General features: G+C 44.1%; 21 protein-coding genes and 3 tRNA genes. 10 read left to right on the top strand and 14 right to left on the bottom strand.

The window, feature by feature from the left end; translation table 11 throughout:
- Nucleotides 1-6: 6 nt before the first annotated feature.
- Entirely contained in the window at nucleotides 7-1,233 is a 1,227-nt protein-coding gene (gene serB / locus HMPREF0999_RS11245; protein ID WP_005856925.1) for a phosphoserine phosphatase SerB, read from the bottom strand.
- Between the two features lie 101 nt (nucleotides 1,234-1,334).
- On the opposite strand from serB, the gene HMPREF0999_RS11240 reads away from it, so the two are divergent.
- Nucleotides 1,335-1,928 carry a hypothetical protein gene (locus HMPREF0999_RS11240; protein WP_010182996.1) on the top strand — a complete coding sequence of 198 codons (594 nt, stop codon included), beginning with the start codon at nucleotides 1,335-1,337 and terminating at the stop codon, nucleotides 1,926-1,928.
- 24 nt (nucleotides 1,929-1,952) lie between these two features.
- On the opposite strand, the gene HMPREF0999_RS11235 is transcribed toward HMPREF0999_RS11240, so the two are convergent.
- From HMPREF0999_RS11235 to HMPREF0999_RS11215, 5 genes are read right to left on the bottom strand one after another with little or no spacing between them, the layout of a single operon-like run.
- On the bottom strand, nucleotides 1,953-4,262 hold the full coding sequence (locus HMPREF0999_RS11235; RefSeq protein ID WP_009275949.1) for an outer membrane beta-barrel protein: 2,310 nt from the start codon (nucleotides 4,260-4,262) through the stop codon (nucleotides 1,953-1,955).
- 45 nt (nucleotides 4,263-4,307) lie between these two features.
- Nucleotides 4,308-4,715, bottom strand: coding sequence for a hypothetical protein (locus HMPREF0999_RS11230; protein WP_008772152.1), 408 nt, complete (start codon nucleotides 4,713-4,715; stop codon nucleotides 4,308-4,310).
- A gap of 8 nt (nucleotides 4,716-4,723) precedes the next feature.
- Complete coding sequence (locus HMPREF0999_RS11225; protein ID WP_005862289.1) at nucleotides 4,724-5,092, bottom strand: GntR family transcriptional regulator; 369 nt, start codon at nucleotides 5,090-5,092, stop codon at nucleotides 4,724-4,726.
- Nucleotides 5,089-5,805, bottom strand: a complete 717-nt coding sequence (locus HMPREF0999_RS11220) for a hypothetical protein (protein ID WP_009275948.1) — start codon at nucleotides 5,803-5,805, stop codon at nucleotides 5,089-5,091. The genes HMPREF0999_RS11225 and HMPREF0999_RS11220 overlap by 4 nt, the downstream gene beginning before the upstream one ends.
- A 12-nt stretch (nucleotides 5,806-5,817) precedes the next feature.
- Complete coding sequence (locus HMPREF0999_RS11215; protein WP_009275947.1) at nucleotides 5,818-6,645, bottom strand: ATP-binding cassette domain-containing protein; 828 nt, start codon at nucleotides 6,643-6,645, stop codon at nucleotides 5,818-5,820.
- A gap of 657 nt (nucleotides 6,646-7,302) precedes the next feature.
- Between HMPREF0999_RS11215 and HMPREF0999_RS11210 the strand changes: the two genes are divergently transcribed.
- Both HMPREF0999_RS11210 and HMPREF0999_RS11205 read left to right on the top strand, forming a co-directional pair.
- The gene (locus tag HMPREF0999_RS11210; RefSeq protein ID WP_005856939.1) at nucleotides 7,303-7,803 is read left to right on the top strand and encodes a thioredoxin family protein; all 501 of its coding nucleotides are present in this window, start codon (nucleotides 7,303-7,305) and stop codon (nucleotides 7,801-7,803) included.
- A 239-nt stretch (nucleotides 7,804-8,042) separates the two neighbouring features.
- Entirely contained in the window at nucleotides 8,043-8,723 is a 681-nt protein-coding gene (locus HMPREF0999_RS11205) for a hypothetical protein (protein ID WP_009275946.1), read from the top strand.
- Between the two features lie 99 nt (nucleotides 8,724-8,822).
- On the opposite strand, the gene HMPREF0999_RS11200 is transcribed toward HMPREF0999_RS11205, so the two are convergent.
- Nucleotides 8,823-10,196, bottom strand: a complete 1,374-nt coding sequence (locus HMPREF0999_RS11200) for an aminopeptidase P family protein (RefSeq protein ID WP_009275945.1) — start codon at nucleotides 10,194-10,196, stop codon at nucleotides 8,823-8,825.
- Between the two features lie 112 nt (nucleotides 10,197-10,308).
- On the opposite strand from HMPREF0999_RS11200, the gene HMPREF0999_RS11195 reads away from it, so the two are divergent.
- The 6 genes from HMPREF0999_RS11195 to HMPREF0999_RS11170 are packed head-to-tail and all read left to right on the top strand — an operon-like array spanning nucleotide 10,309 to nucleotide 14,080.
- Complete coding sequence (locus HMPREF0999_RS11195; protein ID WP_005856945.1) at nucleotides 10,309-10,653, top strand: hypothetical protein; 345 nt, start codon at nucleotides 10,309-10,311, stop codon at nucleotides 10,651-10,653.
- An 18-nt stretch (nucleotides 10,654-10,671) separates the two neighbouring features.
- Nucleotides 10,672-11,097: an ATP-binding protein gene (locus tag HMPREF0999_RS11190; protein ID WP_005856948.1), complete on the top strand. Its 426-nt coding sequence runs from the start codon at nucleotides 10,672-10,674 to the stop codon at nucleotides 11,095-11,097.
- Between the two features lie 3 nt (nucleotides 11,098-11,100).
- Nucleotides 11,101-12,480, top strand: coding sequence for a [Fe-Fe] hydrogenase large subunit C-terminal domain-containing protein (locus HMPREF0999_RS11185; protein WP_009275944.1), 1,380 nt, complete (start codon nucleotides 11,101-11,103; stop codon nucleotides 12,478-12,480).
- On the top strand, nucleotides 12,467-12,811 hold the full coding sequence (locus tag HMPREF0999_RS11180; RefSeq protein WP_005856952.1) for a DRTGG domain-containing protein: 345 nt from the start codon (nucleotides 12,467-12,469) through the stop codon (nucleotides 12,809-12,811). The genes HMPREF0999_RS11185 and HMPREF0999_RS11180 overlap by 14 nt, the downstream gene beginning before the upstream one ends.
- The gene (locus tag HMPREF0999_RS11175) at nucleotides 12,808-13,554 is read left to right on the top strand and encodes a PHP domain-containing protein (protein ID WP_008779888.1); all 747 of its coding nucleotides are present in this window, start codon (nucleotides 12,808-12,810) and stop codon (nucleotides 13,552-13,554) included. The genes HMPREF0999_RS11180 and HMPREF0999_RS11175 overlap by 4 nt, the downstream gene beginning before the upstream one ends.
- Nucleotides 13,547-14,080 (top strand): ATP-binding protein, encoded by a 534-nt coding sequence (locus HMPREF0999_RS11170; RefSeq protein WP_009275943.1) that lies wholly within the window; start codon nucleotides 13,547-13,549, stop codon nucleotides 14,078-14,080. The genes HMPREF0999_RS11175 and HMPREF0999_RS11170 overlap by 8 nt, the downstream gene beginning before the upstream one ends.
- 297 nt (nucleotides 14,081-14,377) lie before the next feature.
- Here the strand turns inward: HMPREF0999_RS11170 and HMPREF0999_RS11165 are convergent, their stop codons facing one another.
- Nucleotides 14,378-15,595, bottom strand: coding sequence for a tetratricopeptide repeat protein (locus HMPREF0999_RS11165; RefSeq protein ID WP_005856958.1), 1,218 nt, complete (start codon nucleotides 15,593-15,595; stop codon nucleotides 14,378-14,380).
- Between the two features lie 42 nt (nucleotides 15,596-15,637).
- The gene (gene gyrA / locus HMPREF0999_RS11160) at nucleotides 15,638-18,250 is read right to left on the bottom strand and encodes a DNA gyrase subunit A (protein ID WP_005856960.1); all 2,613 of its coding nucleotides are present in this window, start codon (nucleotides 18,248-18,250) and stop codon (nucleotides 15,638-15,640) included.
- A gap of 204 nt (nucleotides 18,251-18,454) precedes the next feature.
- Between gyrA and HMPREF0999_RS11155 the strand changes: the two genes are divergently transcribed.
- Nucleotides 18,455-21,013 (top strand): ATP-dependent Clp protease ATP-binding subunit, encoded by a 2,559-nt coding sequence (locus HMPREF0999_RS11155; RefSeq protein WP_005856963.1) that lies wholly within the window; start codon nucleotides 18,455-18,457, stop codon nucleotides 21,011-21,013.
- A 139-nt stretch (nucleotides 21,014-21,152) separates the two neighbouring features.
- Here the strand turns inward: HMPREF0999_RS11155 and HMPREF0999_RS11150 are convergent.
- From HMPREF0999_RS11150 to HMPREF0999_RS11130, 5 genes are all read right to left on the bottom strand, one after another.
- Nucleotides 21,153-21,236 (bottom strand) — tRNA-Leu (locus HMPREF0999_RS11150).
- A gap of 13 nt (nucleotides 21,237-21,249) precedes the next feature.
- Nucleotides 21,250-21,333, bottom strand: a tRNA-Leu gene (locus tag HMPREF0999_RS11145).
- A gap of 16 nt (nucleotides 21,334-21,349) precedes the next feature.
- Nucleotides 21,350-21,422 (bottom strand) — tRNA-Gly (locus HMPREF0999_RS11140).
- Nucleotides 21,423-21,504: 82 nt separating this feature from the next.
- Nucleotides 21,505-22,329: a purine nucleoside phosphorylase I, inosine and guanosine-specific gene (locus HMPREF0999_RS11135; protein WP_009275942.1), complete on the bottom strand. Its 825-nt coding sequence runs from the start codon at nucleotides 22,327-22,329 to the stop codon at nucleotides 21,505-21,507.
- 11 nt (nucleotides 22,330-22,340) lie between these two features.
- The gene (locus HMPREF0999_RS11130) at nucleotides 22,341-23,597 is read right to left on the bottom strand and encodes an amidohydrolase (protein WP_009275941.1); all 1,257 of its coding nucleotides are present in this window, start codon (nucleotides 23,595-23,597) and stop codon (nucleotides 22,341-22,343) included.

The raw sequence follows: 23,597 nt of genomic DNA, 5'->3' as shown, positions 1-23,597 counted from the left end.
TATATATTACATCTGTTCATCCAAATACGAATCCTTGTATCCAAGGAAATATAAGATACCATCGAGGCCAATCGTAGAGATAGATTGCTTGGCGGTCGCCTTAACCTTCGGTTTGGCATGGAAGGCGATACCTAGACCGGCGATACTAATCATCGGCAAGTCGTTCGCCCCGTCGCCAACCGCTACGGTCTGGCGAATATCTACGTTCTCCACTTGCGCGATCAGGCGTAATAACTCCGCTTTACGCTTTCCATCTACGATATCACCCACATGATTACCCGTTAGCTTGCCATTCTCGATCTCAAGCTCGTTGGCGTATACATAGTCGATATTATATTTTTGTTTAAGGAAATTACCGAAATAAGTGAAACCTCCGGAAAGGATAGCGATCTTGAAGCCCACCTTTTTCAAGATACGCATCAAGCGGTCTACACCTTCTGTGATCGGTAGATTCTCGGCGATCTCCTGCATCACGGATACGTCCAACCCCTTTAATAAGGCACAACGCTGGCGGAAGCTCTCGCAGAAATCGATCTCTCCACGCATGGCTGCCTCTGTAATCGCTTTTACTTGATCGCCAACTCCGGCACGTATCGCCAACTCGTCGATAACCTCCGTCTCTATCAAGGTAGAGTCCATATCGAAACAAATCAGACGGCGCATACGGCGATACATGCTATCCTCTTGGAAAGAGATATCCATCTCAAGCTCCGTGGAAAGTTTCATGAACTCCGCTTTCATGCACTCCTTGTTTTTCGGGGTACCACGTACGGAAAACTCCACGCTCGCCTTAGGAGTACGGGCATTCTCGTCCAACGGGATACGTCCCGTGAGCCGCTTGATATCATCAATATTCATATCTTGCTCCGCTACGATCCGGGAAACACCCGCGATTTGCTTGGCCGTAAGCTTACGGCTTAATATCGTGATGATATACCGGTTCTTGCCCTGCATACCTACCCATTTACTATATTCTTGCTCTGTAATGGGATTGAAACGGATATTGACATCTAATTCGTAACTCTTGAACAGTAGTTCTTTCAATATATCGCCGGAATTTCCTTCCGTGCTTTGAAACAAGATACCCAATGATAAATGGTTATGGATATCCGCTTGACCGATATCGAGGATAACAGCGTTGTTCTTGGCTAGAATCTCCGTAAGAGCCGCCGTTACACCCGGACGATCCGCTCCATTGATATTTATCAGTATTATTTCGTCGTTTTGTGCCATATTTGTCATTCTATTAGGCAAAAGTACGTAAGAATTATCGAAAAAGAGTATATTATATTAAACATTTTTGCTTATATTTGTTTTATCGTATTAACGACAAAATGTTTAATGAGAACCTGGCAACCTTAAAAAGTCCTGACCGGCAGGCGAAATGTATGAGAATCCAATTTGAAATCAAGGAAAAGTTGCCCGACATTATTTCTGAAATACTTCATTCAGATAAGTGGCTGACTTTAGTGAGAGATGAGAATCATGGATTACGACGTGTGACGATTAAAGATCCCTACTTTGATTCAGAGGCATCCGTCGATATCTGGGAGCATGAGATTCATGTAACGACAGCTTGGTCTAACTACACCTATCGGATCTATCAAAAAGGTAATTCTGTTTGGTGCGAATACATTGGCGCTTATAGAGGATTGCTGGAGCAAAACCTTTTGCCTACAATGACTCCGAAAGAAAACATTCTGGATTCGGAGGTATTGAACAGCTCTTTGTTTGGTGACAGGAAAGAGACCTTGAGAAATTACAGCGTGGAAAACCTTAAGCTGAAGAATTTTAGGCGGGATAATTTCACCGCGGAATATCAACTGGCTTCTCCGCAAGACCATCCTAAGATCGTATATGATGAGTTTATTAAAGAAGGGGTTCCAATTCCCCCTCCTGAAGATAGAAAAGAAAAGTCCGGTAATTAATACCGGACTTTTTTTATTTGAGGATCATCGCATGATACCCGAATCCTCATCACTATTCCAAAGTTTCTTGTTGGCCTCCTTGAACTTGCGGCCGAAGTCAAAATTCCAAGAGAAAGTTAGCATCAACATTCGGCTGAAGTCGTTCGCGTACATGTTCGTACGGCTGGGAGCGTAAGCGTTCCGATTTTCCTCTACCCGTTTGTACTGGCTGGAGAAAGGCATCATCAATCCGGCTCCAACGGCGAATTTACCTTGATTGTACCGGAACATAAACATATGGATATTCTCGCCACCATGCAATAATTCGCCGACAAACGTATTATAGCTACTTTGTATCTGGAACATAGCCATGAATTTCTTGTACATAGCCATGACGGAAGCCCGGTAATACCAATTGTTATAGGTATGCGAATAACTATTTCCTTCGCTGATATAACGATTGACTCCACCTGTCACGGATAGGCTTATGATCCGCTTGATGATAGGGCCGACACGTAATGTCAAGTCACCGCTTAGTTTCTGCCATCCTTTTTGGTTATCGGTAATGCGAATGAACTTATTGTTTTCCCGTATCACTTCCTCCATGATCCGGTCCGGGCTATTACTGTAATAAAAGTTTAAGTCTCCGGTGAATATTCCTTTTTTATATAGATAATTGGCTTGCATGTCATAACTCTTATAGGGTTTCAGATAAGGATTTCCCCGGCGTATCTGTAGCGTATCGATATATTGCTCGATGGCGCTTAGTTCCGATAGGCTAGGTGAGACATTATTTACGCTACCGTTTACCCGGAAATACATATTATCCGTAAAGTTATATTGTAAGGATACCTTTGGGCGGAACGTATAATATTGATAATCTTCCTCGCCTTCTTGCTTGAGCCATGAGCGGGAGACACCTATTCCGGCGGTATAATTCAACTTCTTGACACGTCCGCTGAATTCCGTATAGAGATACGTCTCCGACTGTTTCATCTTGGTTCGTCCTCCAACCGTTCCGCTGTAGGTGTTATCCGTCCACGATTGGGTGTGTTTCAATCCTCCTCCCAATCGACCGGCCTCGAATTGCCGTTCGTAGATTCCCTCGCCGATGATGGAATATTTGTTTCCGTCCACGTTCGACAAGATATCCGATAAGAGGATATCGTTTTTCCATTCTTGATACATTTGGTTTGCGTTCGTATGTATGTACGTACCTACCATATTAAGTATCAATGTCTGCTTATGTGGTAAGGAGCGTTGGTAATAAAGGTCGAGGGAAGGACGTTTGGTAGAGTTGCTATTTGGATTCCAAGCGTATGTCTTATCCTCGGGATTATTGTTGGTATACAGGTTCTTGCCGCCACCTTTATCCTCGTCTGATAAGAAATAGCGTAGCGTAGCATTGAAATAATAATGGTCGTTATCTACCAGATTATAATTAAGAGAGAGGTTATGAGCGGTCTCGGACATTCCTCTTGGCAGACCTTCCGAGGTACGTTCCATCGTCTCGCCACTCTCAAAGCGGAAGGTCTCGATTCCTTCCGTCCAGATATGATACGGATTCCGGTAACGGACGGCGTATTGCAATCCGAACTCCGATTTCTTATGATTGAACTTCGTCGACACCTGATCGTCTCCAAAAGAGGTGGTCGGTGAATTACTAAGATCCAGATTGACAGAACCGCCGCTAGTTTCCCTCCGGACAATGTAGTCGAGTACGACAGAGGCGTTACCGTAACGTAAGCCCGGATTATCATGATATTCTACCCGGATTACCTCCTGTGGCGATAAGCCCCGGATATCGGATAGCTCCACCTTGATACCGTTGATGCAGAATTGAATAGTCCCTTCATTCGGTAGCGATACGCTATTCCGGATCGGGTCCACTTCCAAACGAGGAAGCATCAAGGCGTTCAATAGGTTGATGCCATTGCTGGAGGCCGCTTTTTGCTCGGAGGTAGGGAACGCGATCTTACGGTCCGCCGTATTACGGATAGCGGAAGCGTTGACCGTGACTTCATCTAAGGATATAGAGGAGGATGCCAATGAGATCGTACCGAGATCTATAGGCTGGGAAAGTCCCAGCACGGAGACTACCGAAGTCTTGTAACCTATGGAGGAAACAGATACTTGATAATCTCCGGCCTTGACTTTCTCGATCCGGAAAAGTCCTTTACTATCCGTCGTCGTCCCTGTGATGAATGCGGAATCGGCTGTTTGAAGCGTGATATTCGCGAACTCAAGAGGAGACTTGTCGGATAGGTCGATGACTTTCCCCCGGATCTGTAATTGCTGTGCCCGAATACCCCAAGAAAAGGATATAAAAAGGGCTGCCATAATGATTTGTTTCATTATAGTACGATTTAATGATTAAGAAATAATGTGTGTATGTGATTGTTACCTAGTCCAAATCTCTTCTCCGTTCAGACGGATCTTCTGGATATTGTTGATACGGATATGCAACGTGAGATTTTTATCTTGCCCGGCGCCCCTCGCCCCGCTAACCAATAATAGAGAATCGTGGCGGCTGACTTCCGGCAAATACCGTTTCATTCCCTCGTAATAGAGTAACGACCGGTCCTTTGCTTCCAGTATTTGCCCCCGGGGAAATTCGGAGGCGGTTCTCGTATCGACTTTTATGTTTTCCGCTTTCAACTCCGGATTATCTATCTGGATAATCTGAAACTTTTGCGTGAAACCTGTAAGGCATTTTTCCGACGTAAACTGGGCAGCGCCGAAAGTGAGGGCTGGAACGATATATAATGTCGCTATCAAGGCGATAAACACGCGATTACTTTTTTTCATGATTGTCTTTATTTAATGGTAGATATATATAATGTATAGGCTTTCGTAAGCTCGTCGATACCTACGCCTAGCAGGTGCATCTCCTTGAATACAGCGGGAAGCACCTCTTCCACGAACTGGTTATGGCGCATCTCACGGATTTTCCGCTCGGCGTCGGAAGCAACGAAGTAGCCGATCCCACGCTTGTTGTAAATAATCTCATTCGCTTGCAGACGTTCGAAGGAACGCATGACCGTGTTCGGATTCACTTCCATCTCTACCGCCAGTTCCCGTACCGAAGGGATACGGCTATCGGCTTTGTAATTACCACTCAATACCCGGTCGCAAATCCGCTCGGCTATCTGGATAAATATGGATTGATTCGTATTGTAGTTCATCTTAGTTCCTTTTCTTTAAGTTTTAGATAAGCGACGTATAAGACCACGAGGGTAGCGATGAGAAATGCGGGTGTAAAGGCAAAACTTAGCCAATACACGGCGGTATAAAGTGGGGAAGACTCATAACAGAACCTATCCATACCCGGCTGGATGTTCAACGTGCTTATGCATAGATAGACAATCCCTATGATAGAGGCAACTATCAATATATATCCGCCACAAGCGATTCCTAAAGCATACTTCTTGAATGTAACGTAAGAGAGGAACATCAAGGAACCGACAAACGCCAGCATGGTGAACTCTTGCAAGGGCATGGTAATGTCCTTGAATGCTACAGGCTGTATATGAATGAGCATTGAGGCTATTCCCGTCCCAGTCCAGAACGTGACTTGGTATGTTAAGAATACCACGATGCCTTCGATCAAGATAGCGGCAAATTTCTCTTGGTTGCTCGCGGGAAGCGTTAAGAACAATCCTCTAGGGCGGTGTATCATCAAGTTTACGTAGCTACAGAAAGCGATAAAAGTCCCCAATGATCCCAATACATATAATGTAAAGGTACGGAATCTCGTATCCCATAAAATGGAGGATAACAGGAAAAAGAAGAGGACTCCGAGGATGACCAATACCCCATAAGCTAATTTTTTCTTATTCTCTATCCAATCTTTGCGAAGTAAAAGATTGATGCGTTGTATACTAAAATCTGTTTTCATGTCTATGTGTATTTAGGAGTTCATGATTCTTTGGATCTCTTTGGGATACGTTATCGCTGCGTTAAAGAGCAACTCTAAGGATACGGCCGTCTCTTCCTTGCCATCCCTTGCGGTGACGCCTATTGTCCCTTGCGAGGTAGGCTCGGAATAAAGAGCTTTCTCTTCCGGCAGGAGTGGTCCGAAATAAAGTTTCTCGCCGATCTCGTTCAATGTCTTATTCAATAGGATTTGCCTTTGGTCTAAGATCAATACCGTGTCGATCAAGCTTTCTAGATCCCTGACCTGATGCGTGGAGATAATAACCGTCTGATTGTCATCTATCAAAGAGGCTACCAGTCTGCGGAATGTCGCTTTCGAGGGAATGTCCAGCCCATTTGTTGGTTCATCCATTAGAAGCAGGGGCGTATGAGCGGCCAGCGCCAAGGTTATCGCCACCTTTTTCCGTTGTCCTTGAGACATTTTCGACAGGCGATCGGATAGATTGATCTCAAACGATTCTACGCAAGCCTTGCAGATATCGTCTCTAAATGTCGGATAAAAAGCCGCGTACATCTTTATATATTCTATGGCGGTGACCTCAGGCATGGAGATTTCCTCCGGCAATAAGAATATCTGCTGCAAGAAACGAGCGTTTCTCTCGGAAGGAATTTCCTCCAATACGAGGCAAGAACCTTGATCCGGAAAGATCTGTCCGCTTAGAAGGTTTAGAAGCGTAGTCTTTCCTTCACCGTTCTTTCCCAATAAGCCACAGATGTGTCCCGATCCAACCTCAAGATTGATACGATCAAGTACCTCTTTTTTGCGGCTATAGCTGAATGAGAGTTCTTTTAATGTAATCATATGTTTTGCTGCTTTAGTGTATTAGTTTAATAGTACACTGCAAATGTAGTGGAAGTTTTTGAATAAACAAGAGGGAAGGGTATTTTTTTCCTTTTATTTTTCAAGATGGCAGTACAAGGTGATTAAAGGGAATCTCTTAATGCTATTAGCCTCTTTTCCAAGAAGGATTAGCGGTTTGCTCTTGAAGCATTGCTAATTTTTCAGTTGGTGCATGATCTTCTAACGGCTGTTGGAAGATCATGCACCAGCTGTTAGATGATTATGCAACAGCCGTTGGATAATCTATACTTAAAGATGAAATCGCTAAGGATTCCCTGTTATCGGTCTAAAGGTAGGGGAGCGGGAAGCTAATGATTCTTGATGATTTTGCGGTTCTCTCGGGGAGAAAAAGGTACTCTACTTCTAAATTTATGTTGCAAAACAGTTAATTTTTTATCGATGTGTGCGCTAAAACATATAAAAAAGCTTGCTAATTTGCAGAAAATCGCTATATAATTTGGTAGAAAGAAGTATTTGGTTTTATATTTGCACCCGTTAAAGGCAAGTTAGTGTCTCTTTAGCGAAAGAAACATGCTTGTTTACGATCCTGAAAATCAGGAGTCGGGAGTTTGTCCCCCGGGAGATTCCCCCGATTAAGTTTAACGTAAAATTGAAAATATGAAGGTAAGAGCTTATGTTCTCATCGCATCGGTAGCGTTATTAGGAATGTCTGCCGGTTCGAAAAAGGCGAAACTTACCGAGGGTGTGAACCCCGGTGATCTAGCTCCGAGAATAGAGTTTTTGGGAAACGACGCTAAAGCCAGTTTCCACAACCAATTAGGACGTTATACATTGCTCAACTTTTGGGCGGCTTACGATGCGGAATCGCGGGCTCGTAACGTGCAATTGGCGAATGAGGTTAACAAGTTTGGTCCGGACAAAATTGCGATGTGTTCGATCTCTATGGATGAGAAAGAATCTATTTTTACCGAGACGGTAAAGATTGACAAGTTGGATCTGTCAACGCAATTTCACGAAGGACTGGGTAAAGAGTCAGAGTTGTACAAGAAGTATGATTTAAGAAAAGGTTTCAAGAACTTCTTGATTAACGACGAAGGAGTGATAATCGCCGCCAACGTCACCCCGGAAAAACTGACCGAGATTCTGAAAGCAATTTAATCAGTATTATTTAGCAAAGAGGGCTGTTCCACTTCAAGATGGGACAGCCTTTTTTATCGATTCACGAGTTTTCGTTTCGAGATGATGAAATAGCATGTATAGTCTGAGAAGGAAATGTGCGCTTTCTTTTTAAGTCCGTGTTTATTATTAACTCTTTTTGATTTATTAACCCTAATGGATAGGGTGATTGAGAAGGTCCTCTGTCTTTACTGTAAATGAACAGCTAATATCCTGTAATAATGAGATCTATACTTTTCTTTATTTGTTTGATCTTTACCTTTGGGGGACAGGCGCAAGAGGAAGAAAAATCCCATATGTGGAAAGTAGAACTCTCCGGTGCCTTGAATAATAATTCAGCATGGGAGGTAGAGCCATCTGTTACTTATCTACCGATTCCTTATGTGGGAATTACTATGGGGTTGCTTTTCTGTAATACGATTGAGAGAGATAGTTATACGGGGTTTTCAAGAGATAATCAGTGGTTCTGGGATTCAGATGAGAGTAATCCGGGCTGTCATTTCTTTGCGTTACGTCCGGCCATCCAGTTAGTAACTCCCGCTTTTAAATTCGGGAAAGACAAGGATACGGGACTCTCTTTGGTCGTTTCACCCGGATTAACCATTCCTTTGCCTGTCAATCAAGAGTTTAATATAAGCTATGTTCCAAACACTCCCGGGATATGGATACCTCAAAAATTCGATCATATAAAGAACAAGGGAGGTAAATCGTTATTTTATCATATTAAAAGTATGTTGAGTCTCGATATAGACCAGCGGTATATATTCTCTTTGGGGTATATATTTTCGAATTTTGATTTATATAGTGGAGGGCGAAACTTCATTGTAGAGGGGAAAAGGCTTAGTATGCCTCGGATTCGTTTTATGCATTCATTCTTTCTAAGTATCGGATATCGGTTTTAAATCGTTTCATACATTGTCTTTCTCGTTTAGCCCAAAAAGGGAGAGCTGTTTTTAAGGCTCTCCCTTTTGCATAAGCTTATATATAATAATGTATAGGATTTATCGAATTGCTTCTACTTCTTCCGTACGCAAAGGGATCTTCTTTCCTAATAGACGAGCGCCGTTCTCGGTAATCAGATAGTCTTCCTCGTTACGTATGCCACTGAAATCTTTATATGTAAACAACTTCTCGTAATTGATGAATTCGGTGAACTTGTTCTGGCCTCTCCATAAATCCATTAATTCGGGGATGAAGTATACGCCCGGCTCGATGGTCAAGACAAACCCCGGTTCCAGCTTACGTCCCAAGCGCAATGACTTACGTCCGAATTCCGTACTCTTCGGTTGTCCGTCATAACCAACGTATACCTCTCCTAGATTCTCCATATCATGTACATCCAATCCCATCATGTGGCCTAGGCCACAAGGCATAAACATGGCGTGAGCACCGGCTTTTACGGCCTCCATCGGATCTCCTTTCACGAAACCAAGGTCCTTTAAACCCTCCATGATCACTTTACAAGACAACTCATATACATCCACGAAAGGAATACCCGGGCGCAAAGCCGCTACGGCAGCCTCATGGGCGGCTACTTGAATATCATAGATGTCTTTTTGACGGGTCGTGAACTTAGAGTCGGCTGGGATGGTGGACGACATATCTCCGGCATATCCCATCTCAGTCTCGGCACCGGCGTCCAATAATAGCATATCACCGCTCTTAATCATATGACTATGATCATGGTTGTGCAAGGTCTGCCCATTGATCGTGGCGATGATAGGGAAGGAGAGCTGGTAATTGTTGGCGAAAGCGACTTCCGCAACGGCAGCCGCTACATCCGACTCCCGGATTCCCGGACGTACGGTACGCATGGCAGTCAGGTGCATATCGGCGGTTACGATACAGGCTTTCTCGATCTCGGCAATTTCTTCCTCGCTCTTGTAATTCCGTTGGTTTACGACACCCATGATAAAAGGCACGGAAGGTTTATCCGCGCCGGGTACGATACCCAACCATTGGAATAACTTGATCTGGTGTTCCGCACGATATGTCGGCAGATAATGGATTGGCTGGCCTTTTTGCTGGGCATTCTTCAAATAAGTCTCGATCTCCTTAAAAGGACGGACTTCCTTGATACCTGCGGCCTCGCTCTTCTCTTTTAGGGTGGGCTGCGTACCCATCCATACAATCGCGTCTATAGTCAACTCATCGCCAAAGATGATCTCCTTATCGTTATCGATATCGATGATAGCGGATAACCCGGCGTATGGCAATCCGAAGAAATACAAGAAGGTAGAGTCTTGACGGAAGTGATACGTATTATCGGCGTAGTTCATCCCACTCTCGTCGTTTCCAAGGAATAGCAACAAACCGGAACCTATGGTTTGTTTCAGCTTAGCCCGGCGGGCCATATAAGTTTCTTTACTGAACATAAGGATTATTTTTTGTTAGTGTACCAAAGATAGTAATTAATGTAATATACTAGGCCGACATTCGAAATTATTTCTTACATTAGCCCATGTAAAATGTAACCTCTGGTACCTTATGAAGATTCAAAGAATTCAAGAACTTACCGATGCCTCCATCGTCTGTGGCTCAGAGAAACGGGAGAACGATGTGCAGTGCGCTTTTGCCAGCGATCTGATGAGTGACGTGCTTACGCTGGATTGTGGTGATGTGCTGTTGGTGACAGGACTTTGTAATTTGCAAACGATCCGTACCGCGGAGATGGCGGAAGTTTCTTATATACTTTTCGTGCGGGGGAAGAAAGTAACCCCGGATATGCTGGAGCTGGCTCGTGAGAACAATATGGTTCTTTTGGAGACGGATCATTCTATGTATCATACGGTCGGAGAGCTTTATAGCGCGGGGCTCCTTCCTATATATTGAGAAAGGAGGTCGTGAGATATGCTATTTAAGTTTGAGTTGGAGGGCGGTAATTTCTCGAAGGCGGGTTATGCGTCTAGCCAGATAAAGAAGGTCTTGAAGCAATTGGCTATCGATCCCCGGATCATTAAGCGGGTGGTCGTGGCGCTTTATGAGGCGGAGGTGAATATCGTGGCTCACGCTTGGAGAGGAACGGTTGTCGCTGAATTGGACGCTGATAAAATATCTTTGGAACTGAAGGATGAAGGGCCCGGAATCCCGGATATATCGCTAGCTATGCGTGAAGGGTATTCGACGGCATCCGAGGCCGTGCGTGAGATGGGATTTGGTGCCGGAATGGGACTTCCAAATATGAAGAAGAACGTAGATGAATTAACGATCGAGAGCCAAGTAGACGTAGGTACCACGGTACGTATGGTCACATGGTTTAATAAAGAAGGAGCGTAGACCATGGAGGAAGCTAATTTTTATCATGCCTTGAAGATTGACAATGACCGCTGTATAGGCTGTACGCATTGCATGAAAGAGTGTCCTACGGGAGCGATCCGTATCCGGGATGGTAAGGCTTTGATCCATAAGGATTGGTGCGTGGATTGCGGCGAGTGCTTGAAATCGTGCCCGACAGAGGCTATCTATGTGGAGCAGGATGACTTCCAGCGTATATTTGATTATAAATGCAGGGTAGCGTTGATGCCCACGGTATTTATCGGGCAGTTCTCAAAGTACACGACTGAGAAGGAAATTATCAGTGCCGTTATGGAACTGGGCTTTACCCATGTTTTCCAAGTAGAGTTTACCGCCGATATGATCCATAAGGAAATGGTACGGCAGATGGAAAACGCCGAGGAAAAACCGGTGATCAGTTCTTTTTGCCCCGCTATCGTCCGGTTGATACAAGTCCGTTTCCCTGCGCTGGTGGAGAATATCTTATTGGTGAAAGCGCCGGTAAACGCCTCGGCCACTTATTATCATAAGATATTGGAAGGGCAAGGTGTTCCCTCGGAAGAGATCGGTATCTTTTATGTTACGCCTTGCGCAGCGAAAATCGCCGCCTTGAAGGGAGCGGAAGGTTACTCATCTACGATCAAAGGCGTGATAAATATGGATACCCTATATAATAAGGTATACCATATTCTTAAGAATCGCCCGAGAGGATACGAGCCGGAATGTGAGCTTCCTCCGCCATTAACGAAAAAAGAGATGCGATGGAGCCAGACAGGAGGGGAGGCCAAACATTTCTCTGGTCGTTGCCTCGCGATCGATGAGATCCATAATGTGATCGATTTCTTGGAACGAATGGAAACGACCAGCGAGGTACGTAACGTAGACTTTCTGGAACTGAGGGCTTGCGACCGTAGCTGTGCCGGAGGTGTATTAGCCGTAGCGAACCGTTTCCTCACGGCCGAGCGTATCATGAAGCGATCCATGAACCGGGATAAAGTACCGATGATATACGCCGCCGATAATTTCGAGGCTTTATCCTATTTGAGGCAGCATATTACGATCCGTCCGGTGCAACCGAATCCCAAACGGTTGTACGATGGAACGATCGATGAGATGCTGAAGAAAATGGAGCAAGTGCGGAAATTGATGTGCTACCTACCGGGAATCGATTGTGGCGCTTGCGGCAGTCCGAACTGTCAAAGCTTGGCCGAGGATATCGTACGCCACGAGGCTCAATTCAGTGATTGCGTATTTATGCAACGTAATATGGAGAAGCACGGTAAACTAGACCAAGAGCATGCCTTCCGTATCGTTGAGAAGACATGGGGGAAAGATCGTTTAAATAAGGATTGTTATAAGAAAGGAGCTAAATATGAAGGTTTGTGATTTAGTGAAGATGTTGAATCTTACTGTATTTTGTGGAGAAGAGGGCCTTGATACAGAGATAACCGGAGGCTATACGAGCGATTTATTAAGTGATGTCATGGGACATATCGAGGAGGGTATGCTATGGATTACCATGCAAACCCATCAGAATATACTGGCCGTGGCTACTTTAAAAGACGCCTCCGCTGTATTGATCGTGAACGGAACCTCTCCGGATGATGAGACCTTACAAAAAGGTAGGGAAGAGGCTGTCCCTCTTTTAGGAACTACACGCTCCGCGTTCGAGGCTTCCGGTATGATTTACCGCTTATTACAGAATGAGAATGGATGAAACAGTATTTAGCTGATTTACATATCCATACTTGCCTGTCGCCATGTGGCAGTCTGGAAATGAGTCCATCGGAGATCGTGCGTCGTTCCTTAGCGAAAGGTTTGGATGCTATTGCCATTACGGACCATAATACGACCTTACAATGCCCGGAGATTCAATCCCTTGGCGAGAGATTCGGACTAAGGGTCTTTGCGGGCGTAGAAGTTACGACCCGTGAGGAAGCGCATTGTCTGGTTTATTTCCCGACCGATGAATCCCGTAAGCGATTCCAACGATATTTAGAAGAGCATCTCCCTCCAATTCCAAATGATCCGGAACGTTTTGGCGATCAAGTTTGGGTGAATGCGGAGAATGAGATTCTAGGAGAAGTACCCTATCTTTTGCTCTCCGCCTTGGATCAAAGCGTAAACCAAATAGCCGCTCAAGCACGTAAGGTGGATGCTCTATTTGTAGCCGCCCATGTAGAACGTCCGTCATTCAGCTTGATCAGTCAATTAGGTTTTATAGACCCCTGCTTATCTTTAGATGCTATTGAATATAATAATCAGCAAAGATACAGTAAGTTATTGTCTATTCACGGGTATTTGAAAGAGCAGACTCAATACTCAGCCTCGGATGCTCATTACCCCGAACAAATAGGTACTCAGCCCTCCATTTGGCAAACGGAGGAATTAACCTTCGATGGCTTACGAAAGGCTTTTGATCAAAAAGACAATCACTTAATTTTCGCCTCTCATGGATAATCTCTCGTTTCATATCACGGATATAACCGCTAATAGTATCAGAGCAAAAGCTTCTGATATAGAGATAGATATACAGATAAAGGACACATCCATATGTATTCGTATCGCGGATAATGGCTGTGGCATGGATCCGGAAACAGTCTCTCTGATCCGTAATCCGTTTTATACGACTCGCACAACACGAAAAGTGGGTCTAGGCTTACCTTTCTTGATACAAAACGCGGAGCAAACAGGCGGGAATGTGGAAATATCTTCCATACAGGGAAAAGGTACGGTAGTTGTTGCTTGTTTTGTCTCATCTCATATTGATTGTCCGCCTTTGGGAGATTTGGCGGGTACAATGGCTATGCTTATAGGCAGTAATCCAGACATAAACATTCATTTCTCATATCATTCAGATCTGGTTTCATTTGATATCAGTACGCGAGAGCTTAAAGAAATCCTAGAGAACATGCCATTAAGTCATCCGAAAGTCATGCTTTATTTGAAGGAGTTAATAGCGAATCAAATAGTTGCGTCAGGCTGAATTAATCTTTTCATATAGGTGATCTGATCTTTTCACAGCTGTGATACGATCTTTTCACATCCATGAAACAAACGTTTCACAGCCGTGAAAAGATATGTGTCTTTACTCAAAGCAGCTACAAGCTTTGCTTGAATGCACTAATTTATCCTTATCTTGCTATTAATTTTATAATTCCCATTATGTTTAATAGTATTATGAACGATCAAAAAATGACTACTCCGATACATGATACACAAATAAAAAACCGCCTAGTAACCTTATATTACTAGACGGTTCCATTTATTCTGAAAGAAGAAATTACTTATTCATCTCTGCTTCAATAGCATCGAATTTATCACCCATATTCAAGTTGTAGTAAATACCTCTTAAAGCAGTCATATATTCTCTTTCTTCTGGTTTCATTTGGTGAGCTTTCTCAAAGTAAGGAAGAGCTTGCTTAAAAAATTCCTTAGCTTTGCCTAATTCCTCTTGATATTGTTTTGCGTCGTTGATCATATTAGCCTCACCTTGCTTGTTTACACCTTGGTTGTAATATACACGACCTAAGTTAGAGAGAGATTCGATATAGTCCGGATTGATCGCCAATGCTTTCTTGAAATACTCTTCAGCTTTAGCGTAATCTTTCAAACCAGTCTCATAAACACGGCCCATTACATCGTAAAGCTGTGGATTGTTGGAATCCTTAGCGATAGCTGTGTTCAAATATTCAATAGCTTTCTCATTTCTATTAGAATAGATGTAATTGTTTATAAGGCTCATTAAGAAATACTGTTCCTCGGGGAATTTATTCAAACCTTCTTCCAAAGTCTTCTCTAAATTCACGGTATCCTTAGCTTGCTCATACTCATAGCATAAGTATTGATATACCTCGCTTGCTCTATAATCCGTATTTTTAGCACGCTCTAACGCTGCGATAGCTTTTTGAGAATCGCCAAGTTGGGTCGCTGCTACAGCGGCATAGAACTGAACTGTCATGAAGTTTGAATCTCTTTCAGCGACAGCCTCACCTTTAAACATCGGCATATCAGATATTTTCAGGTATTGCTCGAAGAAATCGTAAGCTTTGTTATAATCTTTCTGATCGAAATAGTAAGCACCACCATTGATGTAATATACGTGGTTTGCTCCTAGGATACCTTTGATATCTTTCGTGAACTTAGGTTTAACTTTTCCTTTTTCATTAGGAAGTTGATCTAACTCATATGCTTTCTCAAAGTATGGCAAAATACTACCCAATGCCTCGTACATAACAGGCTCGTCCGGTTGTTGGCCCAAGACTTGTTTAGTTCTTTCGTTGCTGAACTGTTGATCCTCGATAAAACCGGCAACATACCAAGTTTTAGCGTCATCCTTTGTTTCTGGATTTTCCAAAGCTCCTTTAATAAGAGTTCTAGCTTCCGAGAAATCAGGAGTCGAACCCTTAGCTATACTTTGAGCCTCATTTACAGCTTTTTTCTGTGCAAAAGAGACCGATGCTGCGACACATAGTGCCACTGTTAATAATACTCGTTTCATTGTGATAGTAATTTTGAGATTAATATTTCTATTTGTTTAAAATTATTCAGTTATTTCTTCGTTATCATTTTGTTCGTTATCCTCCTCTGATTCCGGTAGATCAACATCAGTACCTAGACTAGCTTGATTCTCACTGAACTCTCTTCCCTCATTCTCTTGTCTGGCTTCTTGTTCCGCTTTTTGCTCGGCTATCTCCTCTTCACTCTCAGACAATACTTTACATACAGAAGCGATTTCGTCGTTGCGCTTTTCTAGATTAATCAAACGAACACCTTGAGTAGCACGTCCTATTACGTTTAAATCGGCCACTTTCATACGGATAGCGATACCCGACTTATTGATAATCATTAAATCGTTCTCGTCCGTAACATTCTTGATGGCAACTAATTTACCGGTCTTCTCCGTGATATTAATGGTTTTTACGCCTTTACCGCCACGATTCGTTATACGATAATCCTCGATAGAGGAACGTTTTCCATATCCCTGCTCTGATACGACGAGTACGGTCTCTTTTTCCTTGTCCTTGATACAGATCATACCAACGACTTCATCGGTATTATCCTCGTCCAAAGTCATACCTTTCACTCCGGAAGCCGTACGGCCCATTACACGTACCGCGCTTTCATGGAAACGGATCGCCCGGCCGTTACGGTTCGCTATGATCACCTCGTTGTTACCATTCGTCATACATACTTGGATCAAGCCATCGTCTTCACGCAATGTAATAGCGTTCACACCGTTTTGACGAGGACGGGAATAGGCCTCCAACAAAGTCTTTTTGATCACACCTTTCTTCGTACAGAATAATAGGTAATGAGAATTAATGAATTCCGTATCGGTGGTTAATTTCTTAACACGTATAAAAGCTTGTACCTTATCATCCGGCTCGATATTCAGAAGATTCTGGATCGCACGTCCTTTAGCGTTCTTAGCCCCTTCCGGAATCTCGAATACCTTCAACCAATAACATTTACCTTTTGCCGTGAAGAATAATAAGGTCGCGTGCATGGATGCCGGATAGATATACTCAACGAAATCCTCGTCTCTAGTCTCGGAACCCTTCGCTCCTACACCACCACGGCCTTGCGCACGGAACTCACTCAACGGGGTACGTTTGATATATCCCATATGAGATACGGTAATGATCATCTCATCATCCGCATAGAAATCCTCCGGATTTAATTCCTCAGAGGCGTAAACGATATCCGTCTTACGTTCGTCGCCAAATTTATCCTTGATTTCCAATAATTCATCTTTGATAACCTTCATACAAAGGTCCTCATTCTCCAGAATCTCATTCAAATAAGCGATCAACTTCTCGATCTCCTCATATTCCGCACGCAATTTGTCTTGTTCCAGACCTGTCAACTGACGAAGTCTCATCTCTACAATCGCACGTGCTTGAAGCTCAGATAAAGAGAAACGTTCGATCAAACGCTCGATAGCCTCTTGCGGGCTCTTGGAAGACTTGATAATCGCGATTACCTCGTCTATATTATCGGAAGCGATGATCAAGCCTTCCAATATATGGGCTCTCTCTTCCGCTTTCCTCAATTCATATTTTGTACGCCGGATAACGACCTCATGACGGTGCTCAACAAACGCCTTGATTAAGTCTTTTAAGTTAAGCAACCTCGGACGGCCGTTCACCAAAGCGATATTATTAACGCTGAATGAGGATTGCAGAGCCGTAAGCTTATACAATTTATTCAGTACGACACTCGAGTTCGCATCACGTTTCACGTCAACTACGATACGCATACCGCTACGGTCGGACTCATCATTGACATTGGAAATGCCATCGATACGCTTCTCGTTTACCAGGTCAGCGATATACTTGATCAACTCAGCCTTATTTACCAAATAAGGAATCTCGGTAATAATAATCTTCTCATGATTATTCTCCACCTCAATCTCGGCTTTACCGCGAAGGATGATACGTCCCCTACCCGTCTCGAAAGCGTCTTTCACGCCTGCGTAGCCATAAATTGTAGCGCCTGTAGGGAAGTCCGGAGCCTTGATATATTGCATTAAGCCCTCTACCTCGATATCTCCCTTGGCATCGATATAAGCGATACAACCATCTAATACCTCGCTCAAGTTATGAGTTGGCATATTCGTAGCCATACCAACGGCGATACCCGATCCACCATTTACAAGTAAGTTAGGAACACGAGTCGGTAATACGGTCGGCTCCTTCAACGTATCATCGAAGTTAAGCTGGAAATCTACCGTGTCCTTATCGATATCCCGGAGCATTTCTTCGGCGAGTTTACTCAGTCGTGCCTCTGTATAACGCATAGCGGCAGGACTATCACCGTCCACTGAACCGAAGTTACCTTGTCCGTCTACTAACGGATAACGCATAGACCATGTCTGGGCCATACGAACCATGGCGAAATATACAGACGAGTCGCCATGTGGATGATATTTACCTAAAACTTCACCAACTATTCTCGCAGATTTTTTATAAGGTTTGTCGGATGTGTTACCCAGTTCATTCATTCCAAATAAAATACGGCGGTGAACCGGCTTAAAGCCATCCCTAACATCAGGAAGAGCACGTGAAACAATGACAGACATTGAATAATCAATGTATGCCGATTTCATTTCCTCTTCGATGTTAATCTTAATAATTCTGTCTTGATCAACCATTTAGTTTTATATTAATTACACTCAATATCTCACCTCTGAAAAATTGCACTAAGGTAAGGTTTTTCCGTATACTACGAAAGAATTTGTCTTGAAATTTTGAGCCTTCGGGCTTTTCAAGGCTTATTAAGGAATAATGGCACGAAATTTGATGATAGTTGGAATAGATTATGTAACTTTGCGTAATCAGTACATATATAATATAGTATGAAAAATTATTCGAAAAGATTGATTGACGTGATTGAGTATAGCCGTGAAGAAGCGGCTAGGCTCCAGAATAGCTATATCGGGCCGGAACATTTGATGCTAGGCATCATCCGGGAAGGCGAAGGCGAGGCAATGCGTGTCTTGCGAGAGCTACATACCGATCCGATGGATATTAAACGCAAGATTGAGCAAGAAATAAAGAACACATTCGATTCTGAGGATTCTGTCCAGCATGAGATCGCTATAAGTAAGACTACAGAACGTGTCTTGCGTATGAGTATGCTGGAATCTCGTTTATTCAAGGAAGATGAGACCGATACGGAACATCTTCTATTAGCGATATTGAAAGAGGAGTTTAATGTTGCTGCCAAGGTGTTGAACGATGCGGGTATTACTTATCGTTCCGCATATAATATATTAGTAAGCGGAACCGGTTTGAACAATATGGAGGAATTCGACGAGATCAGCGACGGATATACGGATGATGACGAAGATGACGAGGACGAAGGTTTCTCTTCTCGTCGTGAGGCATCTCGCCCCTCTTCCGGTACTGGAGCGGGAGCCGCTCAACCGAAATCCCCTAATGATACACCTGTTCTGGATAACTTCGGAACGGATATGACACGTGCCGCCGCAGAAAACCGTCTAGATCCGATTGTGGGACGTGAGAAGGAAATTGAGCGTTTGGCCCAGATATTAAGCCGTAGGAAGAAAAATAATCCGGTATTGATTGGTGAGCCGGGTGTGGGTAAGTCAGCTATCGTAGAGGGATTGGCTTTACGCATTATTCAGCGTAAGGTTTCCCGGGTGTTATTCGATAAGCGTGTGATTAGCTTGGATATGGCTTCTATTGTCGCTGGTACAAAATACCGCGGACAATTCGAGGAACGTATTAAGGCCATCTTGAATGAGTTATCGAAGAACCCGAATATCATCCTCTTTATCGATGAGATTCATACGATTGTTGGCGCTGGTTCCGCTTCCGGATCTATGGATGCGGCGAATATGCTGAAACCTGCGTTGGCTCGTGGTGAGATTCAATGCATTGGCGCTACTACTTTGGATGAATATCGTAAGAATATCGAGAAAGACGGTGCGTTGGAACGTCGTTTCCAGAAAGTGATCGTTGATCCGACTACGGCGGAAGAAACTTTGCAGATCTTGCGTAATATCAAACCTCGTTATGAGGAGCACCATAACGTGATCTATACTGAAGATGCTTTACAAGCGTGTGTAAAATTGACAGAAAGATATATCAGTGACCGTAATTTCCCAGATAAGGCGATCGATGCTTTAGACGAGGCCGGTTCCCGTGTACATATATCTAATATCATTGTTCCGAAAAGTATCGAAGAGCTTGAGGCAAAGATCGAGGATACGAAGAATGAGAAATTAGCGGCCGTGAAATCTCAGAACTTTGAGTTAGCCGCAAGTTTCCGCGATAAGGAGCGTCAGTATTTATTGCAACTGGAGGCTGCGAAAGCTAAATGGGAACAAGAGCTTCAAGAACATCGGGAGACCGTTGATGAAGAGAAGGTCGCTGAAGTTGTTGCCATGATGTCCGGTGTACCTGTTCAACGTATCGCTAAGGCAGAGAATGTCAAGCTTCTGGAAATGGCGGACGTATTGAAAAGTAAGGTGGTTGGGCAGGATGATGCTGTTCAAAAGATCGTAAAGGCAATTCAACGTAACCGTGTTGGCTTGAAAGATCCGAATAAGCCGATCGGAACTTTTATGTTCCTAGGACCGACGGGTGTAGGTAAGACTCACTTGGCCAAGAAGCTTGCTGAATATCTATTTGATTCGGCGGATTCTTTGGTACGTATCGATATGAGTGAATACTTGGAGAAATTCGCTGTTTCCCGTTTGATCGGAGCGCCTCCCGGATACGTTGGTTACGAGGAAGGTGGCCAGTTAACGGAGAAAGTACGTCGCAAGCCCTATTCGGTGGTCTTATTGGACGAGATCGAGAAAGCGCATCCGGATGTATTTAACTTGCTGTTGCAAGTCTTGGATGAAGGCCGTTTGACGGATAGTCTGGGTAGACGTATTGACTTCAAGAATACGATCTTGATCATGACTTCCAATATCGGTACCCGGCAATTGAAAGATTTTGGTCGTGGCGTTGGTTTCAATACCCAGATGGCCGGTGAGCCGGATAAGGATTTCTCCCGTAGCGTGATCCAGAAAGCGTTGAATAAAGCGTTTGCTCCAGAGTTCTTGAACCGTGTGGATGATATCATTATGTTCGATCAGCTTGATAAAGCCGCTATTCATAAGATTATCGATATTGAGTTACAGGGTCTGTATCAGCGTGTATCAAATCTGGGCTATGAGTTGTCGATCACAGACGAGGCAAAAGATTTCATTGCCACAAAAGGCTACGATGTCCAATTCGGTGCCCGTCCGTTGAAGCGTGCGATCCAGAAGTATCTGGAAGATGAGATGGCGGAGATGATTATCCGTGCTTCAGTAGGTGAAGGCGATACGATTATCGTAGACTTTGATAAGGAAGAGCAGAAAATCACGACTTCGATAAAAAAGAAAGATGCTGAATAAGTTTGTCTATGAATATAGAAGCCGGGCGTGAGTCCGGCTTTTTTTATGTTCGTCCATCTTATTCGTCTGTCATTTTGACACGCAAAAAAAGCATGACCTAATTGAATAGATCATGCTCTTATTTCTTTTTTTACTTAAGTACGCAGGATGAGACTTGAACTCACACGCCGTAACCGGCACTACCCCCTCAAAGTAGCGTGTCTACCAATTCCACCACCTGCGCATTTTAGAAAGGGTGCCCAGAACAGGACTCGAACCTGCACGATCGCAAAACCACTCGCACCTGAAACGAGCGCGTCTACCAATTCCGCCACCTGGGCAATCAATACGAGAAAGAGCGGAAGACGGGACTCGAACCCGCGACCCTAACCTTGGCAAGGTTATGCTCTACCAACTGAGCTACTTCCGCATATGCAACCGCTTTGTTCTCGATTGCGAGTGCAAAGGTAGTGATTTCATTGAAACCACCAAGCCTTTGCGCTACTTTTTTATTAGATTTTTTTGACCAATTCCCTAAATAGTTGTGTCATAACAGATGCTGCTTTATTAGCCGCTACGATAACATCGGCACCATCATTTACAAAGTCGTCAGCGAAGTGATAACCTTCGTTCGTGATGACAGACATACCGAATACACGCAAGCCCGCATGACGTGCCACGATTACTTCCGGTACCGTACTCATGCCGATCGCATCTCCCCCGACTTTTCCATAGAAAGCGTACTCGGAAGGAGTCTCGAAGGAAGGGCCTGTCAAACCTACATATACACCTTTCTTTAACGGGATAGATCGGGAGGCGGCTATTTCTTCCACATAGCGGATAAATTCACGATCATAAGCACGTGTCATATCCGGGAAACGAGTGCCAAAATCCTCATTGTTCGGACCGATCAATGGGTTCTGCATCATATTGATATGATCCCGGATGATCATCAGATCACCTACCTTGAACGTATTATTGATACCTCCGGCGGCGTTCGAGACCAAAAGGTTCTTGATCCCTAAGAGTTTCATCACACGTACGGGGAAAGTCACCTGTTGCATCGTGTAACCCTCATAGTAATGAAAACGGCCTTGCATAGCCAAGACTTGCTTATCCCCTAGTTTGCCACAAATAAAATTCCCCTTATGCCCGGTAGCGGTAGATTTCATAAAATGTGGGATCTCCACATAAGGTATCACTATAGGGTCTATTATTTGATCGGCTAAAGAGCCTAAGCCACTACCAAGGATAATGGCGGTCTCCGGGTTACCTTCGATCCGGCTAGCTAAATAGGCGGCCGCTTCCCGATATTGTTCGGTTTTAATCATTTCCATATTTAATCAATTTAACGTTTCATCAAGTTATAAGCTATCTCTGCCGCTTTCTCCATAATCTCGTCCTCTCCCGGTACCTTCTTATTCTCCATCAATATTTTACCATCACAGATAACGGTATCCACGCAACTGCCGTTGGCGGCGTATACAAGATTTGAGACGAAATTGAAGTTTGGGGTAAAAGCGGGGGTGTTGAGATCTATCAAACATAGATCGGCTAAATACCCTTCCTTGATCTGCCCGGCTTTTAAACCGAACATAACGGCTCCTTCCGCAGTAGCGGCTTGCAGCATCTCATTTGCGGTCAAGGCTTCGGGATCCTTTCGCCAAGCTTTTCCTAACAGGGAAGCCAGCTTCATCGCCTCGATCATATCCAAGTTATTGGAAGAGGAACAACCGTCCGTTCCCAATCCCACGGTAATACCCAATTGGCGCATTTCCTTGAACTTAAAATGCATGCCGGAAGCCAGTTTCATGTTTGAGGCCGGGTTATGTACGACTTTCACCTCGTGATCGGCCAACATACGAAGCTCGTCATCATCGATGTAAATTCCATGAGCGATGATCAAACGTGGAGAAAGCACACCTAACTCATATAAATAACGTACGGGAGTGAGTCCGAATCTATCGAGAGAGTCTTTCACTTCCCCCTCTGTCTCTGCCAGATGCAGATGGATAGGGATTTGGTGTTCCATGGCGAACTGATGCGCCCATTTCAGAAGCTCACCGGAAACGGTATAGATAGCGTGCGGCCCGATCGAGAAGCGAACCCGTTTGCTGTAGTTATCCACATCTTGGATCAGTCGTTCGTTATGGCGTTTGCATTTCTCCGCCTCTTCTTTATCAAAACCATCGAAGCAAACGCCGGCTATGATACCTCGCAATCCCATCTCTTCCGTCACATCGGCCGTGACACGAGGGCGTTGATACATGTCGAAGAAAGTGGTCGTGCCACTTTTTATCATTTCCAAACACGCTAATTTCGCTCCCCAATATACATCCTCACGGGTCATTTTCGCCTCATTCGGCCAGATCTTTTGCTCAAGCCACGGCATAAGCGGCATATCATCGCCAAAGCCGCGGAACAAAGTCATGGCAGCATGCGTATGAGCGTTCACGAAACCGGGAATGACGGCTTTACGGCTACCATCCAGTATCTTATCGGTAGGAAAGGACAGCCCCGCTCCTATTTGCTTGATCTCTTTTCCTTCGATATAGATATCAATCGTTTTATCGTTAAACAGGACATTCTTTATTAATATACTCAT

It is taken from the genome of Parabacteroides sp. D25 (assembly GCF_000307475.1).
Classification (GTDB): Bacteria; Bacteroidota; Bacteroidia; order Bacteroidales; family Tannerellaceae; genus Parabacteroides; species Parabacteroides distasonis.
The sequence above is the reverse complement of the archived record's forward strand: the minus strand, read 5'-3'. Positions and strand labels throughout refer to the sequence as shown.

Bases quoted from the DNA above. Each gene is read 5' to 3' on its own strand.
- serB (WP_005856925.1), bottom strand. From the start codon at position 1,233: ATGGCACAAAACGACGAAATAATACTGATAAATATCAATGGAGCGGAT.
- HMPREF0999_RS11240 (WP_010182996.1), top strand. From the start codon at position 1,335: ATGTTTAATGAGAACCTGGCAACCTTAAAAAGTCCTGACCGGCAGGCG.
- HMPREF0999_RS11235 (WP_009275949.1), bottom strand. From the start codon at position 4,262: ATGAAACAAATCATTATGGCAGCCCTTTTTATATCCTTTTCTTGGGGT.
- HMPREF0999_RS11230 (WP_008772152.1), bottom strand. From the start codon at position 4,715: ATGAAAAAAAGTAATCGCGTGTTTATCGCCTTGATAGCGACATTATAT.
- HMPREF0999_RS11225 (WP_005862289.1), bottom strand. From the start codon at position 5,092: ATGAACTACAATACGAATCAATCCATATTTATCCAGATAGCCGAGCGG.
- HMPREF0999_RS11220 (WP_009275948.1), bottom strand. From the start codon at position 5,805: ATGAAAACAGATTTTAGTATACAACGCATCAATCTTTTACTTCGCAAA.
- HMPREF0999_RS11215 (WP_009275947.1), bottom strand. From the start codon at position 6,645: ATGATTACATTAAAAGAACTCTCATTCAGCTATAGCCGCAAAAAAGAG.
- HMPREF0999_RS11210 (WP_005856939.1), top strand. From the start codon at position 7,303: ATGAAGGTAAGAGCTTATGTTCTCATCGCATCGGTAGCGTTATTAGGA.
- HMPREF0999_RS11205 (WP_009275946.1), top strand. From the start codon at position 8,043: ATGAGATCTATACTTTTCTTTATTTGTTTGATCTTTACCTTTGGGGGA.
- HMPREF0999_RS11200 (WP_009275945.1), bottom strand. From the start codon at position 10,196: ATGTTCAGTAAAGAAACTTATATGGCCCGCCGGGCTAAGCTGAAACAA.
- HMPREF0999_RS11195 (WP_005856945.1), top strand. From the start codon at position 10,309: ATGAAGATTCAAAGAATTCAAGAACTTACCGATGCCTCCATCGTCTGT.
- HMPREF0999_RS11190 (WP_005856948.1), top strand. From the start codon at position 10,672: ATGCTATTTAAGTTTGAGTTGGAGGGCGGTAATTTCTCGAAGGCGGGT.
- HMPREF0999_RS11185 (WP_009275944.1), top strand. From the start codon at position 11,101: ATGGAGGAAGCTAATTTTTATCATGCCTTGAAGATTGACAATGACCGC.
- HMPREF0999_RS11180 (WP_005856952.1), top strand. From the start codon at position 12,467: ATGAAGGTTTGTGATTTAGTGAAGATGTTGAATCTTACTGTATTTTGT.
- HMPREF0999_RS11175 (WP_008779888.1), top strand. From the start codon at position 12,808: ATGAAACAGTATTTAGCTGATTTACATATCCATACTTGCCTGTCGCCA.
- HMPREF0999_RS11170 (WP_009275943.1), top strand. From the start codon at position 13,547: ATGGATAATCTCTCGTTTCATATCACGGATATAACCGCTAATAGTATC.
- HMPREF0999_RS11165 (WP_005856958.1), bottom strand. From the start codon at position 15,595: ATGAAACGAGTATTATTAACAGTGGCACTATGTGTCGCAGCATCGGTC.
- gyrA (WP_005856960.1), bottom strand. From the start codon at position 18,250: ATGGTTGATCAAGACAGAATTATTAAGATTAACATCGAAGAGGAAATG.
- HMPREF0999_RS11155 (WP_005856963.1), top strand. From the start codon at position 18,455: ATGAAAAATTATTCGAAAAGATTGATTGACGTGATTGAGTATAGCCGT.
- HMPREF0999_RS11135 (WP_009275942.1), bottom strand. From the start codon at position 22,329: ATGGAAATGATTAAAACCGAACAATATCGGGAAGCGGCCGCCTATTTA.
- HMPREF0999_RS11130 (WP_009275941.1), bottom strand. From the start codon at position 23,597: ATGAGTATATTAATAAAGAATGTCCTGTTTAACGATAAAACGATTGAT.